Origin of the sequence: Brevibacterium sp. BDJS002 (assembly GCF_028201555.1) — a bacterium.
GTDB lineage: Bacteria > Actinomycetota > Actinomycetes > Actinomycetales > Brevibacteriaceae > Brevibacterium > Brevibacterium aurantiacum.
In genome coordinates, this window is the sequence record NZ_CP116392.1 from 2,580,932 (window position 1) to 2,598,456 (window position 17,525).

General features: G+C 62.2%; 12 protein-coding genes and 1 pseudogene. 9 read left to right on the top strand and 4 right to left on the bottom strand.

The window, feature by feature from the left end; all coding sequences use genetic code 11:
* Positions 1-129: 129 nt before the first annotated feature.
* A pseudogene (locus PGC08_RS12065) lies at positions 130-4,124 on the top strand (Pls/PosA family non-ribosomal peptide synthetase).
* Positions 4,054-5,415 carry a M1 family metallopeptidase gene (locus PGC08_RS12070; protein WP_271708488.1) on the top strand — a complete coding sequence of 454 codons (1,362 nt, stop codon included), beginning with the start codon at positions 4,054-4,056 and terminating at the stop codon, positions 5,413-5,415. The pseudogene PGC08_RS12065 and the gene PGC08_RS12070 overlap by 71 nt, the downstream one beginning before the upstream one ends.
* 23 nt (positions 5,416-5,438) lie before the next feature.
* Here PGC08_RS12070 and PGC08_RS12075 read toward each other — a convergent pair whose 3' ends face one another.
* A complete protein-coding gene (locus PGC08_RS12075; protein WP_271708489.1) occupies positions 5,439-6,134 on the bottom strand; it encodes a GNAT family N-acetyltransferase in 696 nt (231 codons plus the stop codon).
* Entirely contained in the window at positions 6,131-7,447 is a 1,317-nt protein-coding gene (locus PGC08_RS12080) for an MATE family efflux transporter (RefSeq protein ID WP_009883106.1), read from the bottom strand. Before PGC08_RS12080 ends, PGC08_RS12075 begins: the two co-directional genes overlap by 4 nt.
* 60 nt (positions 7,448-7,507) lie before the next feature.
* Here PGC08_RS12080 and PGC08_RS12085 point away from each other — a divergent pair, with 60 nt between their 5' ends.
* On the top strand, positions 7,508-7,744 hold the full coding sequence (locus tag PGC08_RS12085) for a hypothetical protein (RefSeq protein WP_125240555.1): 237 nt from the start codon (positions 7,508-7,510) through the stop codon (positions 7,742-7,744).
* Positions 7,741-10,218, top strand: coding sequence for an HNH endonuclease signature motif containing protein (locus PGC08_RS12090; RefSeq protein ID WP_271708490.1), 2,478 nt, complete (start codon positions 7,741-7,743; stop codon positions 10,216-10,218). The genes PGC08_RS12085 and PGC08_RS12090 overlap by 4 nt, the downstream gene beginning before the upstream one ends.
* Before the next feature lie 39 nt (positions 10,219-10,257).
* Here the strand turns inward: PGC08_RS12090 and PGC08_RS12095 are convergent, their stop codons facing one another.
* Positions 10,258-11,457 carry an acetyl-CoA C-acyltransferase gene (locus PGC08_RS12095; protein ID WP_009883104.1) on the bottom strand — a complete coding sequence of 400 codons (1,200 nt, stop codon included), beginning with the start codon at positions 11,455-11,457 and terminating at the stop codon, positions 10,258-10,260.
* A gap of 143 nt (positions 11,458-11,600) precedes the next feature.
* A complete protein-coding gene (locus PGC08_RS12100; protein ID WP_069600331.1) occupies positions 11,601-12,344 on the bottom strand; it encodes an SDR family oxidoreductase in 744 nt (247 codons plus the stop codon).
* A gap of 422 nt (positions 12,345-12,766) precedes the next feature.
* Here PGC08_RS12100 and PGC08_RS12105 point away from each other — a divergent pair, with 422 nt between their 5' ends.
* The 5 genes from PGC08_RS12105 to PGC08_RS12125 all read left to right on the top strand — a co-directional run bounded on the left by PGC08_RS12105 (position 12,767) and on the right by PGC08_RS12125 (position 17,509).
* On the top strand, positions 12,767-13,993 hold the full coding sequence (locus tag PGC08_RS12105) for an ABC transporter substrate-binding protein (RefSeq protein ID WP_096161092.1): 1,227 nt from the start codon (positions 12,767-12,769) through the stop codon (positions 13,991-13,993).
* Positions 13,994-14,095: 102 nt separating this feature from the next.
* Positions 14,096-14,962 (top strand): branched-chain amino acid ABC transporter permease, encoded by an 867-nt coding sequence (locus PGC08_RS12110; RefSeq protein WP_009883101.1) that lies wholly within the window; start codon positions 14,096-14,098, stop codon positions 14,960-14,962.
* Positions 14,959-16,035, top strand: coding sequence for a branched-chain amino acid ABC transporter permease (locus PGC08_RS12115; protein ID WP_271708491.1), 1,077 nt, complete (start codon positions 14,959-14,961; stop codon positions 16,033-16,035). The genes PGC08_RS12110 and PGC08_RS12115 overlap by 4 nt, the downstream gene beginning before the upstream one ends.
* Positions 16,032-16,805: an ABC transporter ATP-binding protein gene (locus tag PGC08_RS12120; RefSeq protein WP_009883098.1), complete on the top strand. Its 774-nt coding sequence runs from the start codon at positions 16,032-16,034 to the stop codon at positions 16,803-16,805. Before PGC08_RS12115 ends, PGC08_RS12120 begins: the two co-directional genes overlap by 4 nt.
* The gene (locus tag PGC08_RS12125; RefSeq protein ID WP_009883097.1) at positions 16,805-17,509 is read left to right on the top strand and encodes an ABC transporter ATP-binding protein; all 705 of its coding nucleotides are present in this window, start codon (positions 16,805-16,807) and stop codon (positions 17,507-17,509) included. Before PGC08_RS12120 ends, PGC08_RS12125 begins: the two co-directional genes overlap by 1 nt.
* Positions 17,510-17,525 lie beyond the last annotated feature (16 nt).

Here is a 17,525-nt window from a genome sequence, read left to right on the forward strand (position 1 = left end):
GCCCATGGTCCGAGACGTGCAAGCGGGCCGCGTGTTCACATTCACGACACCTTCGAGCTATAGAGTGTTGGTCGATGATGGCTGGCACGTACGCCGCTGTCCATTTCTCACGCTCGACCCGGAAGACCTGTGACTGTATATTCTGCGCAATTTCCCGCACCTCCGCGACCACGCGAGGACCGCACCCTCATCGACGTTCTCCTAGAGGTCGCCGGAGCTCATGGCGATCAGCCGGCCATCGATGACGGACAAAAGGTTCTCAGCTATTCCGAGCTGATCGTCGAGATACGTGATCTCGCACTGCAGCTGGCCGCCGTCGGAATCGGCCCCGGGGACAAGGTGGGCGTTCGTGTGCCCTCCGGTTCGGTCGACCTCTACGTGTCGATTCTCGCCACCATGATGCTGGGCGCGGCGTACGTTCCCGTCGACGTCGACGACCCCGATGAGCGGGCACACACCGTCTTCACCGAGGCGGCTGTCACCGGCATCATCACCGCCGACCGGTCGATCGAGGCTCGCACCGACCGACCACCGCTGCAGAACTCAGATCTGCGCCGTCCCACTCCCGACGACGACTGCTGGGTCATCTTCACCTCCGGTTCGACCGGCAAGCCCAAGGGTGTTGCCGTCTCCCACCGCAGCGCAGCGGCATTCGTCGACGCTGAGGCTGCCATGTTCTGCCAGGAGGAACCGCTCGGCCCCGGGGATCGGGTGCTGGCCGGGTTGTCCGTGGCCTTCGATGCCAGCTGCGAGGAGATGTGGCTGGCCTGGCGTCATGGTGCCTGCCTGGTTCCTGCGCCCCGTACATTGGTGAAGTCCGGGATGGACTTGGGCCCGTGGCTGTCCTCACGCAATATCACGGTGGTCTCGACCGTGCCCACGCTCGCCGCTCTCTGGCCGGCCGACAGCCTCGATGCTGTCCGCCTCCTGATCTTCGGCGGAGAGGCCTGCCCGCCGGAGCTCGGGCGCCGACTCAGCGATGAGAGCCGGGAGGTCTGGAACACCTATGGCCCCACCGAGGCGACCGTGGTGGCCTGCGGTGCCCAGCTCGACGGCTCCGACCCGGTGCGGATCGGGCTGCCCTTGGCCGGTTGGTCCCTGGCCGTCGTCGACGCGGCCGGCATTCCGGTGGCCGAGGGCGAGACGGGCGAACTCATCATCGGTGGGATCGGACTGGCCCGCTACCTGGATCCTGAGAAGGACGCCGAGAAGTATGCGCCGATGCCGACCTTGGGCTGGGACCGGGCCTACCGTTCGGGTGACCTGGTCGTCAATGACCCCGCAGGACTCGTCTTCGTCGGTCGTGCCGATGAGCAGATCAAACTGGCGGGCCGTCGTATCGAACTCGGCGAGATCGACGCCGCCCTGCAGGCCCTGCCTGGTGTCGAAGGGGCCGCAGCGGCCGTCAAGCAGACCCCGGCCGGCACCGACATCCTCGTCGGCTACCTCGCCTCCAGCACACCCGATCCGGAATCCCGCATGTCCGAGTGGGAACAGCTGCTGCGCGCCGAACTGCCTGCCGCCCTGGTTCCCCGGCTCACCCTCATCGAGGAGCTGCCGACGAAGACGTCGGGCAAGGTCGATCGCAACGCCCTGCCGTGGCCGATGGGCGATGCCGCCGAGGCGGAGGGAAGCTCCGAGGTCTTCGATCCCGAGGTGGAATGGATCGCCGAGCAGTGGTCCTCTGTGCTCGGGGCTCGCCCCGGCTCCGACACGGACTTCTTCACCGCCGGCGGTGGATCGCTGGCCGCCGCGCAGTTGGTCTCACGACTGCGGACCCAGCACCCCAGCGTCACGGTCGGCGACATCTACTCCCACCCGCGCTTCGGTGCACTCTCAACCCTGTGTCTCGTCGACAACGGTGCCGCCGCGGCCTCGGCACGTCCACGACGGACGATCGCACGCACCTCGAAGGGAATGCAGGCGTTCCAGACGCTGCTCGCGATACCCGTCCACATCCTCGGCGGTGTCCGCTGGGTCGTCATTGCGATGGTGCTGGCAAACATCGGCAGCAGCCTCGGCGCGGATCTTCCGGTCACTCCCTGGCCCGTGATCATCACCCTGTTCCTCGTCTTCGTCACCGCCTGGGGCCGTATGCTCATCTCTGCCGGTGCTGCACGGGCCCTCATGGCCGGGATCCGGCCGGGAGACTATCCGCGGTCGGGATGGGTGCATAAGCGTCTGTGGCTGGCCGAGCACATCGCGGATCTCGCTGCGGCCGTCTCGGTGGCGAGCGCACCCTGGGTGACCTGGTACGCAAAGCTACTGGGCAACAAGATCGGCTCCGACGCCGATCTGCACTCCGCTCCCCCTGTGACGGGGTTCCTGACCCTGGGCGATGGCGCCGCGATCGAACCCGAGGTCGATCTCAAGGGCTGGTGGGTCGACGGTGACCTGCTGCGCATCGGCACGATCGAAGTCGGCTCCAATGTCACGATCGGAGCCCGCTCCACACTGATGCCGGGCACCCGAATCGGTGAAGGCGCACTGGTCGAGGCCGGATCTGCTGTGACGGGCAAGGTGCGACGGAACCAGATCTACTCGGGTTCCCCAGCGGTCCGCATCGGCAAGGCCAAGAAGAGCTGGCCCGCTCCCCCACCTCGGCGCCGGCTGCCGTTCCTCCTCTATGCTCTGGATCCCAGGTCAATGCCGCTCTGCCATATCTGGCGGCTCTGCCCGGCATCGCGCTCATGCTCGGCGTCTCAGGCATCGACGTCGTCGAGTCACCGTGGCTCGTCCTCGCCTGGTCTCCTCTCATCGCGTGCCTGTGGTTCGTCTGCACCGCACTATTCATCCTGGTGTCGGTGCGGCTGCTGTCCATCGGCATGGAAGAGGGAGAGTTCCCGGTCCGTTCGGCTCGCGGCTACCGAGTCTGGGCCACCGAGCGCCTGCTCGATCTGGCCCGCGACCTCCTCTTCCCGCTCTATGCGTCGATGCTCACACCCTGGTGGCTGCGGCTGCTCGGGGCGAAGGTCGGACCGGGCACGGAGATCTCAACGGTGGTCTTCGTCCCCAAGATGACGACCATCGCCGCCGGGGCGTTCCTCGCCGACGACACCATGGTCGCCAGCTACGAACTCGGACACGGATGGATGCGCGCCGGTCGGGCGAAGGTCGGCAAACGGGCCTTCCTCGGCAACTCGGGAATCGCCTCCCCCGGACGACGAGTGCCGAAGAACGCACTGGTCGCGGTGCTCTCCGCGGCCCCGGCGAAGGCGAAGAAGGGCTCCTCGTGGCTGGGCTCTCCCCCGGTGCAGCTGCGCAGAGCCGCCGTCGATGCCGACGAGGCACTCACCTATGCTCCGAACTTCGGCGTCAAGGCCGCCCGCGGATTCTTTGAGACTCTGCGCATCACCTCGGTGATGGTCGCCGGGCTTCTCATCGCCGCAGTTCTCCTCACGATCGAGTTCCTGCTGGGACTGCCGAACTCGGGCTCCGCAGCGGGAGTTGATGGTGCTGCTGGCGGCGCTGCTGGCGGTGGCGGTTCGTTCCTGGCCTCTGTCGGTCTCGCGCTGCTGACCTCGGGCATCGTAATGATGGCCGCCGGCGCTGTGGCGGCAGGGCTCGCAATCGCAGCCAAGTGGATCTGCGCGGGTCCGATCAAGGCAGGCGAACACCCTCTGTGGTCATCATTCATCTGGCGCAACGAGGTCGCCGACTGCTTCGTCGAGCTCATCGCCGCACCATGGTTCGCTCGAAACGCCGTGGGGACACCCGCCATCGTGTGGTATCTGCGTGCCATGGGCGCGAAGATCGGCCACGGCGTGTGGTGTGAGACCTACTGGCTGCCCGAGGCCGACCTCGTCAGCCTCGGCGACAACTCCACGATCAACCGCGGCTGCGTGGTCCAGACGCACCTCTTCCACGACCGGGTGATGAGTTTGGACACCGTCGAGCTCGAGGACGGGTCCACCCTGGGCCCCAACAGCGTGATTCTGCCCGCCTCCAGCTTGGGCACGAACGCCACGGTCGGTGCGACGTCGCTGGTGATGCGCGGAGAGTTCGTACCCGCGCATGCCTATTTCAGCGGCAATCCTGTCATACCCTGGGTGGATGCACCAGAACTTCCTGAAGTCGGATCCAGCGAACCGGAAACACCAGCAAGGCGGCACCACGATGCTTGATCCCTACACCCCGAACGTCGGCAGCGCCGAGCTCACCATCGACCACTACGATCTCGACCTCGACTACCGGATCGGGCCCAACCGCCTCTCCGCACATGCGAGCCTGACGGGTCGTGTGCTGCAGGAGACGAAGACGATCCTCCTCGACCTCACAGGTCTGCGAGTCACGAAGGCCGCCGTCAACGGCAAGAAGGTTCGGTACTCCACGCGGGGCAAGAAGCTGCGCCTGACGACAGATCCCCTGCCGAAGAACCAGCCGGTGCGCATCGACGTCTCCTATGTCGGTAACCCGCAGCCCGCGATCGGAACCTGGGGTGACGTGGGCTGGGAGGAGCTCGAGGACGGCGTCCTCGTGGCCGGGCAGCCCGTCGGCGCCTCAACCTGGTTCCCCTGCAACGACCACCCCTCGGACAAGTCGAAGTACCGCATCCGTGTGCTCACGGAATCCGAATACACGGTCGTGTCCAACGGAGAACTCGTCGACAAGGTTCGCAAGGCCGGCCGCACGGCATGGACCTACGAGTCACAGACCCCCCTGGCGACCTACCTGGCAACGGTGCAGATCGGGCGCTACCGGCACACCCAGCTCGAGGCCGAGGACGGCGCCAAGACCTCCCCGATCCCCCTGGGGCTCTACGCGGGCGAGCATTGGCCCAAGGCATCGACGCGGCTGCAGGTCCAGCACTCCATGATGAACGAGTTCATCGAACGGTTCGGGCCCTACCCCTTCGACCGCTACGACGTGGTCGTGACCGATGATGAGCTCGAGATCCCGCTGGAGTCACAGCCCTTGTCGGTGCTCGGGCCCAACCACCTCGGCGAGGAATGGGAGGCCGAACGACTCGTCGCCCATGAGATGGCCCACCAGTGGTTCGGGAACTCACTGACACCTCGGCGCTGGAGCGATATCTGGCTCAATGAAGGTTTCGCCTGCTATTCGGAGTGGGTGTGGTCGGAGGCCTCGGGTCGCAGCAGTGCCCACGAATGTGCGCAGACGTGGAGGGAGGCCCTGGCCGACGAACCGCAGGACTTCCTGCTCAGCGATCCTGGTGGTCCCGACATGTTCGATGACCGCGTGTACAAGCGCGGAGCCCTGTGCCTGCATGCGCTGAGGCTCGCGATCGGTGACGAGGACTTCTTCGCCGCGATCTCCGAGTGGACGACGAAGTATCGTCATTCCTCGGTCGCGACTTCGGAGTTCCTCACGTGCATATCCGCTGTGGCTGGCCGTGACCTCGCCGAGGTTGTCCATCCGTGGCTGTACGAAGAGGAACTTCCCGAACTGGCTTAGCTGGGGCGGCTGGTTCGGGTCGGCTATTTCAGTCGGCGGACGAGGATATCGGCGTCCCCGTTGCGACCGACCGCAACGAAATCGCGGTCATGGTAGAGACGAGCCGCGCCGTTTCCGTCTTCGACCGAGAGGCTGACGGCCGGGAAGCCGCTCATCTTCGCCAATGTGCACACCACGTCGAGGAGCATGCCGCCGATGCCCTGCGACTGATGGTCGGGCAGGACAGCCAACGACAACTCGGGGATGTCCGCGGCCACCCAGCCGTACCCGGTGAACCGCGGCCCCACCTCGGCGGTGGTGTCGGTGGCATTGCCATCGTCTGAGGCTTCGGTATCTGCGGTGTCCTCGGGGGTGGCAGTCGACCTGTCCATCACTGCATCGAACTCGGCCAGCCGCAGCCATGCGAGGCCCACGATCTCCGGCTCCGAACCGGCAACGGAATCGTTCTCGGCGGCGTCTCCGGTGTTCGGATCTGACGCATAGGCGGCCACCGCGATGTCTCCGTTGCGGCCCCAATCCTTGAAGTAGAAGGCGGCATCGTCGCGTTCGACAAGCTCGTCGACCTCGACCCGCGGCTTGTCCATCGACCAGTTGAAGCACAGGTCGAGGAACGGCAGAAACAGCTCGTCCGGGGTGTCTGCGCCCAGAGGACGGATGCGTGATCTGAGTGTGCTCCGGCGTTCCGCCTCGGCGGGATCCAGGTTCTGACCTTCGTTCATGACGTTCCTTTCTCGACCGCACGAGCGATCCAGCTGCGGTTGCGCACGCGCCAGCCCAATGTCAGCGCCCGCAGGCCGACGAAGCCGATGCAGAACGCCGCCCACAGCCCCAGTGCACCGGGCCAGTAGAGGACGACCGGAATCAGCAGGATCGCATATCCGCCTACTGCCACCAATTGTGCCAGAGCGAGATATCTAGCGTCCTCGGCACCCATGAGGACACCGTCGAGGACGAAGACATAGCCGGCGATGGGCATGCTCAAGGCGAGGATCGGAAGGAGGCTCGTCAGCAGAGCCACGACCGCGGGGTCCGAGGAGAAGCCGCGGGGAATGAGTCCCGCGCCGGCCAACAGGATGAGACCGACGACGACTCCGAAGACTATGCCCCACAGGCACAGTCGGCGGTTGATTGCGGCCACCGCGTCGCTGTTCCGTGCCCCTAGCTGCAGTCCGATGAGCGCCTGACCGGCGATGGCCAGTGAGTCGAGGGCGAGCGCGAGGGCGAAGAAGAGACTTTGTGCGACCTGAATCGCGGCGAGTTCGGTCGTTCCCATGGCTGTGGCGAGGAAGACGAGGATGATCAGTGCCGCGCGCAGGGAGGCGTTGCGCACCAGCAGCCAGCCGGAGGTCTTCGCCGAAGCAAGCACGCCGGACCAGTCGGGGCGGAATGTGGCATGGAATCGTTGTGCGGCCCTGATAGAGATCAGCACGTAGACGGAGCACATGCCGGCTTGTGCGATGACTGTGCCCAGCGCGGAGCCGGCGACTCCCATATCGAGACCATAGATGAAGATCGCGTTCAGCCCGATGTTGGCGATGCAGCCGGCCGCGGCCACGATCAAGGGCGTGCGCGTGTCCTGCAGTCCGCGCAGCAGCCCAGTCGCGGCGATGACGACGAGCATGAAGGGCAGACCCCACCAGGAGATGGCGAGGTAGGAGTGCGCGCCCGCGGCGATCTCGGCGCCGGGTTCGAACGCTGCGATGACAGGCTTGAGCAGAGGCAGTCCCATGGCCAAGAGCACCACCGAGGTGCACAGTGCGAGCCAAATCCCGTCGAAGCCTGCGTTGATGGCACCGGAGCGGTCCCCCGCTCCCATGCGCCTGGCAACCCGAGGTGTGGTGGCGTAGGCGAGGAAGATCATCAGCCCGAGAACGGTCTGCAGGATCGTGGACGCAATGGCCAGCGACCCCAAAGCACCGGCGCCGAGGTGGCCGACCATGGCCGTGTCAGAGAGCAGGAAGATGGGTTCGGCGATCAGCGCTCCGAGGGCCGGAAGTGCCAATCGGAGAATGTCTTTGTCGATCGCTGCCACGGATCGAGTCTAACGAATCAATCGAGTCCGACGAACCGGGTGGCTTTGACTCTCGTGTCAGTGGCGAATGAGATCATATTCAAACAAACCGATCCAGTCACCGGTATTGGACTACAAGTAGATGATAGTGGAATTTTATGGATCAGTCGCTGTTCCTGTTCTATCAAATCACCTATTTTATTTCGTCCTCTATTCGAATCTATCTATCTTTCTGTTCTATTTATCGATACACTGGATATAGACGCCAATGCCATTGAAAGGTCTCCACAGAGCGGTGGAGAGGAGGCAACGCAATGAAGCACATGAACGACAGCAGTTCGCACTACAGCGTGCATTCAGCCGACACCAGCTCGTCAGCCTCCAACGGCCGTTGCCTCGATATCGACGAGGATTCTCCATTCAGCGACCTGTCGGCTGTCTACGCCTGCAGCGACCAGGCACAGTTCGCAGCGCTCGATGCCACCAGCAGCATCTTCGTTCGCGAAGTTGCGCACTACCTCGGTCTTGCTGGTCCCGATCTGACTGTCCCCTATGACTTCGCGCCTCTCGCGGAGACCGTCCGCCGACACTGCCGTCGCAAACGCCCCCGCACGAGCTCCACAGCAGGCGCCGCTGCCAGCGCGCAGTCTCCTGCATCTTCTGCTTCGAGCGCTTCGTCCACTTCTGGCCGAAAGAAGGACCGCGGAGCTGGTCGCAGAATGCGGCGTGAGCAGAGGGAAGCCCGGGAGCACCCTGAGCCGCTTCCCGACTTTCCTGCATTCAATCCCGCGTCGACGTTCAATGGCTGGACCCATCAATACGCCTGGGCTGAAGACATCTGCGAGTACTCGACGCTCCTCGGTGCCACCACGTCGGGGGCCTATAAGCACATCACGTCTGCAATGACGCTGGTCCACGGGCTTCCACAGTTCCACCAGCGTTGCCTCGATGGCGATTTCACCATCGAACATGTCGCATTTGTGACCCGTCGCTGCCGGGATGTCGCGTTCAGATACCTGCCCAGCATTGATGACTACTTAGCCGACAGGCGTGCAGACATCACGATCGAAACGTTCAAGCGTTCGCTCGCTCTGAAGATCGCAGCACTTCAACCAGCACAGGAGACACTGGAGAAGGTCGCAGTCCGCCGCCGGGTCGATATCAGCACGGGTGACGATGGGACCGCATATCTCACGTTGACTGGGCCAGCTCCAGAACTTCACGCCTGCTATAGACGGGTCGAAGCATTCGCTCGAGCCGTCTACAAGGGAAATATCGATGCATTCGGCGACCAACTGAACGATGGTGAGTCCTTCGACGACGATCGCGGCATCGACGCGCTCATGTTCGACATTCTCACTCGCACCCGACCCCAGCTGAAGCTTCGGATCACCAGCAACAACACGACAACTGGGGACATATCGAGCACGGACTTTCCGATCGATGGCCTTTTCGCTGGACCTGACGGTGTCCCCATGTCGCCCGAGGAATCTCTGCTCGATTACATCGAACGGACCTTTGGTCAGATGAACGACGAGACTTCAGTACCGGCCGGCGCAAACGACCAAGAGCATGCAGCCGGGCAAGGACGGGCCGCCGCCCAAGGACAGGGCGACAGCCAGGAACAGACCACCAGCAAAGGACAGGCTGCATCGGACTACTGGTTGCGCGACCCGCGATTCTTCGAAGCCATGATCAACAGTCGGCCGACACCGGGTAGGGCATTCTGGCCGCCCGGGACCGACCCGCAGACACCGCTCGACGATGATTCCTCGTCCCCATATGACGGATCGACAAGTACGGTCAGCTACGAGGTTCTCCTCGACTTACCCACCCACGAATATTGGCTTTCCCACCAAGCACGGACGACGATCACCGTCCCCATGTTCACACTGCTCAGCCAGTTCCTCGGCACTTCAGATGACGAGACAAGTACCGAACCGGCCCGGACGCCGAAGACACCTGCCAATGCAGAGGCCCCACCCGTAGAAGTTACAACAGCCGAGGGTAAAGAAACAGATGCAGATGTTTGCGATCTGGCCGGGATGCTTCCGGACGGCTCCCCTCTGCCAGCCGACATGGCACGCAGGCTCGCCGGATATGCGTCAACATGGACACGCATCCTCACGGATCCAGCGACCGGCACACCACTGGATGCGAAGGCGATCAACTACACGATCCCCAACAGCGTTCGCCAGCCCCTTTCCGCCCAGTGGATGAACTGCACCATGCCCGGGTGCACTCGGCGGGCCGAGCTCACAGAAGTCGATCACATCATCCCCTTCGACCACAGCAGCCCACAAAGCGGTGGCCACACCCGATTCGGCAACCTGCACAATCTCTGCAAACTTCATCACCAGGCAAAGACAGACCGGAAGTTCTCGGTCAGAATGACCGAACCTGGACGGCTCGAGTACATTTTCAGACACGGGATCACGACGGAAGTCATGCCGCCTGACAACCCGATCAATGTCGAGCATGCCAAGCTGTTCCTCAAGTATTTCGCGACACCGCCACCACAAACGGCTGCCCCACCCCCAACTGCGGCCTCGCCGAGAGCTGCCCCGTGTGCCACAGAGGCTCCCCCACGGCAGACGGACGAACAGAAGGAGTCCGAGACGGCAGAAGAAAAGCCGCCGACCGCGCAGTCACAAACTGCGCAGCCGACGACTGCTCCTACCGGGAAAGGTCAGTCCCCCGTGTGGGCCGAATACGTTGACCCCTTCTCTAGCCAACCCGAGCAGAACGCGAAGCAGCAGATCTGGGGTTCGGGTGAGAAGCCACCATTCTGATGATCAGCCAGATGATGAAGCTTCAGCCAACGTATTGGGTCAGCAGACTTCGAAGAGTCCGGCCGCTCCCTGACCGCCGCCGATGCACATCGTGACGACGACATACTTGACTCCGCGGCGACGCCCCTCGATGAGAGCGTGACCGACCAGGCGGGCACCGGTCATTCCGTAAGGGTGACCGACCGAGATTCCTCCACCGTCGACGTTGTACTTCTCTGGATCGATCCCGAGGCGGTCACGGCAGTAGAGAGCCTGGACCGCGAATGCTTCGTTGAGCTCCCACAGACCGATGTCATCGATGGACAGTCCCTGCGCCTTGAGCAGCTTCGGAATCGCAAAGACGGGACCGATCCCCATCTCGTCGGGATCGCAGCCAGCGACGGCCATGCCCCGATAGATGCCCAGTGGCTCCAGTCCACGTCGGCTCGCTTCATCACTCGACATCAGTACCGAAGCAGAGGCTCCGTCAGACAGCTGTGAAGCATTGCCAGCGGTGATGCTTGGGACCTTCGAAGCGTCGCCGGGCTTGAGGACTGGGTTCAGACCAGCCAAGCTCTCCAAGGTCGTCGACGGACGGTTCCCTTCATCGCGCTCGAGAGTCACCTGTTGAGCCGAGGTTTCCTTGGTCTCCTTGTCCACGACGATCTTCGTCGTCGGCAACGCGACGATCTCGTCGTCGAACCGGCCAGCCTCCTGGGCTGCGGCAGTCCGCTGCTGCGAAGAAAACGCGTACTCGTCCTGTGCTTCCCGGCTGATGCCATAGCGTTCGGCCACAACCTCGGCGGTGGCGAGCATCGGGTAGTAGATTCCGGGAACATGTTCGACCAGCCACGGGTCCTTCGCCCGGAACATATTCATCTTGTCGTTCTGCACCAGGGACACAGACTCCACGCCGCCGCCGACTGCAATCTCCTGGCCATCGAAGAGGATCTGCTTGGCAGCGGTGGCGATCCCCATCAGCCCGGAGGAGCACTGACGATCAATCGTCATTCCTGGGACCGTTGTCGGGAGGCCGGCTCGCAGTGCCGCCTGGCGAGCGACGTTGGTGGATTGGCTGCCCTGCTGCAGGGCTGCACCGAAGACGACGTCTTCGACTTCGCCCCCTTCCAGACCTGCCCGTGAGACAGCGTGGGAAATGGCGTGACCCGCCAATTCCTGGGCTTGGGTGTCGTTGAACGCACCCTTGTACGCCTTTCCGATCGGAGTTCTAGCGGTGGAGACGATGACTGCTTCGCGCATGACGTGCCTTTCTTCAGTGAGGTGCGCCGGACCGGAGTTCGTCGCGATGTCAGTGGGACCAGATTGTCAGTAGGACCAGAGTCTCAATGAGACCAAAGTGTCTGTGAGACCAGAATGCCAGTGGGACCGGAGTCCGCTGTTGGTCAGTTTTTCGGCCCTCCAGCGACATAGATGACCTGGCCGGAGACGAAGCCGGCTCCCTCTGAGGCGAGGAATGATGCCGTGTGAGCAATGTCTTCGGGCTTTCCCGTGCGCGCAACGGGAATCTGTCCGACTCCCGCTGCGATGAAGTCTTCGTAGTTCACGCCCATCCGCTCAGCGGTGGCTTTGGTCATGTCGGTTTCGATGAGGCCGGGAGCAATCGCGTTGGCCGTGACTCCGAACTTGCCGAGCTCGATCGCCCAGGTCTTCGTCATTCCCTGGATTCCCGCTTTGGCCGCGGAGTAGTTCGTCTGGCCACGGTTGCCCAACGCTGATGTCGACGACATCGATACGATGCGCCCGTATTTGGCCTCGACCATGTAGGCCTGAACTGCCTTGGCCATCAGGAACGCACCGCCGAGGTGGACGGAGAGGACCTTCTGGAATTCCTCGTGCGTCATCTTGAACAGCAGGTTGTCTCGCAGGATGCCGGCGTTGTTGACGAGGACTGTCGGCGCACCAAGAGTTTCGGCAACGGTCTTCACTGCTGACTCGACGGAGGCTTCGTCGGAGACATCGGTGTCGATCCCCAGCCCCTTCACGCCTGCGGCTTCAACGGCCTTGACCGTATCTTCAGTCGGACCCATGTCGAGGATCGCAACGTTCATTCCGTCTGCTGCCAGGCGCTGGGCGATAGCGGCTCCGATGCCGCGGCCGCCACCTGTGACGATTGCTGTCCGAGTCATGACGATTTTCCTCCGAAATGCTGGTTCGTGATTGGGCGCGACAACAGTGATGTGGATCTCACCTCTCGCAACTTCCACCATAGACCACATTTCTCACTGAACGATTGTTTGCTCAGGAATTGGGATCTCGACTTCCCGCCGACTGCCGACCAATGCTCACTTCAACACCGCACCCTGGGCGACCGACCCCAGCTCCGGCCACCACAGGAGCACAACACGAGCCGACCAGACTGCACCGCATCGCGGTGTGAGAACAAAAGTCAACGATTTCCAAAATGGGATTGACATCACATTTGATGATGTATAGGTTCCATTCTAAGCCTCAATCGAATATTCGTTCAGATTGGCTTCGGGGCCTATTCAGGCATCCCGACAATTTAAAGGAGCGCTGTTGCTCCGTCTCACTTTTCAAAGGAGAAAAGATGACCTCAATCCCGCGAAGGGCGAGCCGTCCTGTGCTTGCTGCGGCCGTCATCAGCACATTTGCACTGGCTCTCGGCGCATGCGGTGGGGGCGGTGGAAGCGGAGACTCCGGAGGCGGCGATGAATCTGTAGTCATCGGCTATACAGGTCCCCTGAGCGGCGGAGGGGCAGCCTATGGAGAGAACGTCCAGACCGGACTCCAGATGGCTGTCGACGATCTCAACAAAGATGGGCTCGAAGTCGACGGGAAAAAGGTCACCATCGAGCTCAAGTCCCTCGACGACAAGTATGCGCCGTCCACCGCAGCCAGCAATGCACAGCGACTGGCAGATCAGGACAAAGCCCCTGTTGTCGTCTCCCCCAATGCCGGGGCCATCAAGGCGATCCAGCAGATCAACGACGGTCGCTCCAAGTTCTTGATCTCCGCGTACACCTCGGATCCTGCCATCGTGCAGGCCGACAATCCGCTGACGATGATGATTCCGCCGAACTTCGAGTCCTATGCCAAACCGTTCACTGAGCAGGGAATGAAGCATGGCGGCAAGAAGCTCGCTCTGCTCGGCACCCAGAGCGAATACGGTCAGCAGTGGACGAAGGCGATCACGGACGAGTGGAAGAAGGCCGACGGCAAAATCGGTGCAGACAACAGCATTGACTATGCCACCGTCTCGGACTTCGCCGGCCCAGTCTCGAAGGCGCTGTCAGAGAAGCCGGACAGCATCTTCGTCGGTGGCCCTTCACAGCCGACCGCACTGATCATGGAAGAGGCGAAGAAGCAGGGCTTCAAGGGCAGCTTCCTTGTGATGGACCAGGCGAAACTCGACGAGATGGCAACCGTGACCAAGCTCGAGAACCTGACGAACTCCGTTGGAGTGCTGCCAGTCAAGGAATACGAGGATCCGGGCACAAAGGACTTCCTCAAGCACTTCGCGGAAGTTGCCGGTGAGAAGAAGGTCGCGACCAGCGAGACTGCGCTGAACTATCAGGGCATCGCCATCATCGCCAAGGCGATGGAAGAAGCGGGTACAACCAGCGATCCAGAGAAGATTCGGGCAGCGATCCCCGACGCACTCAGCAAGGTCGATGACAAGTACAAGGTCAACGGCTTCCCGACCGAAATCTCAGATGAGGGCCACCTGGTCAACCCTGAGCTGGAGGTCACCTACCTCGACAAGGACGAGAAGTACACGAAGGTACCCGTAGAGCAGGTATCCGACGCCAAGTAGTCACCATCGTCTAGTAGTCACCATTGTCGGCGCTTCCCGCAGCGGGGTATGAGCTTCATACCCCGCTGTGGCGCCGTCTGACGTCCTGTGAGGATTCGCTTCATGACCCTTTTCATCCAACAGCTCTTCAACGGCGTTGCACTCGGCGGTGTGTACTGCCTTGCAGCAATCGGTCTCACCCTAGTCTTCGGCGTCCTGCGCATCCCCAACCTGGCGCACGGTTCGCTGTACATGCTCGGCGCCTACGTCACCTACTTCTTCCTGACCACGGTTGGAGTGCCCTATGTGGCAGCCATCGGCATTGCAGCACTCATCCTGTTCGTCCTCGGTGTGCTGCTCGAACGCTTGGTCTTCCACCCTCTGCGTAACTCACCGCACACCCATCACATGATTGCGGCCATCGGCGCCATGTTCTTCTTCCAGGCCGTGGCGCAGGCGATCTGGGGCGCCGATTTCCGGCGGATGGAGACACCGATCTCGGGAAGCCTGCGTATTCTGGGCGCTGAGATCTCCGCACAGCGCATCGTGATCATCGTGACTGCAGTCGTCGTGCTCTCTCTGCTGACATGGTTCATCAAACGATCCATCCACGGCCAGACGATCGAAGCCATCGAACAAGACCGGACAGGATCGGCTCTGGTCGGAATCAACCCCGCCATGGTCTCGATGCTGACTCTTGGCTTGTCCGCGCTTCTGGTCACAATCGCGGCCGGCCTCGTCTCTCCCATCAACCTCCTCTCCCCCACGATGGGTGACTCGCTCAACCTCAAGGTGTTTGCGATCATCATCCTCGGCGGCCTCGGATCGTTGCCGGGCGCCATCGTCGGCAGCTTCGCGCTGGCGATAGCGGAGACGATGACCTCAACCTATATCTCCTCGGCTGTCGGAGAAGCGGTGGCCTTCATCGTTCTGGTGGCGGTGCTCGCGATCAAACCCACAGGCCTGTTCGCAAAGGCGGTGCAGCGATGAATGCACTGAAGAATCCCCGCATCTTCGGCACACTGGCTGTGCTGCTCATCATCGCCCTGACACCGGTGGCTTTCGGCGACGAGAACTACATCATGCGCGTGATCACCGTCGGACTGTGTTCGGCGATCGCGGTCTACGGCATGAACATCATCCTCGGCTTCACCGGGCAGCTGTCGCTGGCCCAGGGTGGCTTCTTCGGCATCGGGGCTTACACGGTCGGATTGCTGACGACGGATTTCGATTGGTCATTCTGGCAGGCCTTCCTCGTCGGCGTGGTCGGCACCTCCGCCATCGGTTACCTGTGCGGACTCATCGCACTGCGTACGAAGGACGAGTACTTCGCCATCTTCACGATGGCCATCGGCTTCATCATCTATCTGACCATCAGCCGATGGGAATCGGTGACTCACGCCCATTCCGGAGTCAACAATGTGAAGTTCCCCGAGGCTGGGGATCTGATCGATTTCAGCAACCCGACGGCGATGTTCTATCTCGTCTTCATCATCCTTCTGGCCTGCGTCTACGTCACGTATGCGATCCGTCGCTCCAGCGTTGGTCGCACACTGCTGACGATTCGAACCAGCGAGGACCTTGCCGACGCGATCGGCGTGAATGTGGGGCTGAGCAAGCAGCTCGCCTTCGCTGCGTCAGCCTTCTTCGGCGGCATCGGCGGCGGCCTCTATGCCTCCGTCGTCGGTTTCATCGGCCCCGATGCTGCGACCGTGGACAAGACATTCGAGTTTCTGATGTTCATCCTGGTCGGAGGCATGGGCACTGTGGCCGGGCCGCTGGTGGGCACCATGATCGTGACGTTCCTGTTCGAACTCTTCCAGGACTTCCAGGCCTACCGGTTCATCGTGCTCGGGCCCATCATCATTGCACTCGTGATCTTCGCCCCGCGCGGAGTCGTGGGGTACCTGGGTGGGTTCATCGACAAACGAGCGCGAAAGCGACGAATCGGCTCCGCTCGCAAGGACGGCTCAACTCCTGCCGGCACTCCGAGCAGCGCTGACGCTGCCGGTCACCGAGGAGCTCCCGCCGACACCATCACCACGACCGAGGAGAAGAAGTGACGCTGCTCGAAATCAGAGGCCTCGGGAAACGCTTCGGCGGACTTGATGCCGTGAAGAATGTCGACCTCGATGTGCAGGAAGGACAGATCACCGCTGTGATCGGTCCCAACGGTGCCGGCAAGTCAACTCTGTTCAACCTCATCCATGGGTTCTATCGCCCCACCGCTGGGACCGTGTCCTTCAACGGGCGGGATATCACCCACTCGTCTCCGCACAACTCGGTCAACGGGGGAATTGCGCGAACCTTCCAGACGACGCACCTCTTCGACGACTCCACACTGTTGGAGAACGTGTTGGCCGGTCGCATCGTCCGGTCCAAGTCCAATGTCTTCGACGCGATCTTCCACACTCCGCGGCATCGCCGGGAATCGGCACTCAATCAGGACAAGGCGCTCGAAGCGCTCGACTTCTGCGGTGTCGCCGAATTCCGGCACGACCTTGCGTCCAATGTTCCGCAGGAAGTGCAGAAGCGCACGGCCGTCGCGATGGCATTGGCGACCGAACCTGAGCTGATACTCCTCGATGAACCTGCTGGAGGCATCCCCGAGGAGGAGACCACGGACTTCGGCAATCTCATTCGCTCTCTGCCCGGTCGCGGGGTGTCGGTGCTGCTGGTCGAACACAAGATGTCGATGATCATGGGCCTAGCAGACACGATCCTCGTTCTCGATCACGGTCAGAAACTGGCGATCGGCTCACCCGCGGAGATCCAGAGCAATCCGGACGTGATTCGTGCCTACTTGGGATCGACCAAGGATGAGGAGAACTGATGCTCTCGCTGGAGAACATAAGCGTCGGCTATGACGCGACTGACGTGCTGCACGGGGTGAGCATCACTGCCCAGCCCGGTGAGCTGACGGTGATCCTGGGAGCCAACGGCTCGGGAAAGACCACCTTGTTCAAGACCATCAGCGGACTTCTGCGCACGCGTTCGGGAACGATCGAATACAACGGGCACCCCATCCAACGAACTCGGCCGAACACCATCGTCAAACGCGGCATCGCTCATTGCCCCGAGGGGCGGCACCTGTTCGGGAAGATGTCGGTTGAGAAGAATCTCCGCTTGGGCACGTACCCGCACAGGGATCGCACCCGCACCGAGGAGATCCTCAATGAAGTCCTCGAGCTGTTTCCCATTTTGAAGGAGAAGTCGGCCCAGCCTGCAGGTTCGCTCTCGGGCGGACAGCAGCAGATGGTGGCGATCGGTCGCGCGTTGATGTCAGACCCCAGCCTGCTGATCTTAGACGAGCCGTCTATGGGCCTGGCTCCCCTGGTTGTCGAACAGGTGCTGGAATCGATTGCACAGATCAACAGGAACGGAATCGGCGTGCTGCTCAGTGAGCAGAATGCCAAGGCTTCCTTGGCGATCGCCCACCGTGGATATGTGTTGGCTGAGGGACGAGTCGTGCTTGCCGACGATGCCGAGAAGCTGCTCGACAACCCTCAAGTGCAGGCGGCCTACCTGGGACTGTGAACCGGTCGGGCACACG

Coding starts and splice junctions, on each gene's coding strand:
- PGC08_RS12070 (WP_271708488.1), top strand. CDS start 4,054: ATGCACCAGAACTTCCTGAAGTCGGATCCAGCGAACCGGAAACACCAG.
- PGC08_RS12075 (WP_271708489.1), bottom strand. CDS start 6,134: ATGAACGAAGGTCAGAACCTGGATCCCGCCGAGGCGGAACGCCGGAGC.
- PGC08_RS12090 (WP_271708490.1), top strand. CDS start 7,741: ATGAAGCACATGAACGACAGCAGTTCGCACTACAGCGTGCATTCAGCC.
- PGC08_RS12095 (WP_009883104.1), bottom strand. CDS start 11,457: ATGCGCGAAGCAGTCATCGTCTCCACCGCTAGAACTCCGATCGGAAAG.
- PGC08_RS12100 (WP_069600331.1), bottom strand. CDS start 12,344: ATGACTCGGACAGCAATCGTCACAGGTGGCGGCCGCGGCATCGGAGCC.
- PGC08_RS12105 (WP_096161092.1), top strand. CDS start 12,767: ATGACCTCAATCCCGCGAAGGGCGAGCCGTCCTGTGCTTGCTGCGGCC.
- PGC08_RS12110 (WP_009883101.1), top strand. CDS start 14,096: ATGACCCTTTTCATCCAACAGCTCTTCAACGGCGTTGCACTCGGCGGT.
- PGC08_RS12115 (WP_271708491.1), top strand. CDS start 14,959: ATGAATGCACTGAAGAATCCCCGCATCTTCGGCACACTGGCTGTGCTG.
- PGC08_RS12125 (WP_009883097.1), top strand. CDS start 16,805: ATGCTCTCGCTGGAGAACATAAGCGTCGGCTATGACGCGACTGACGTG.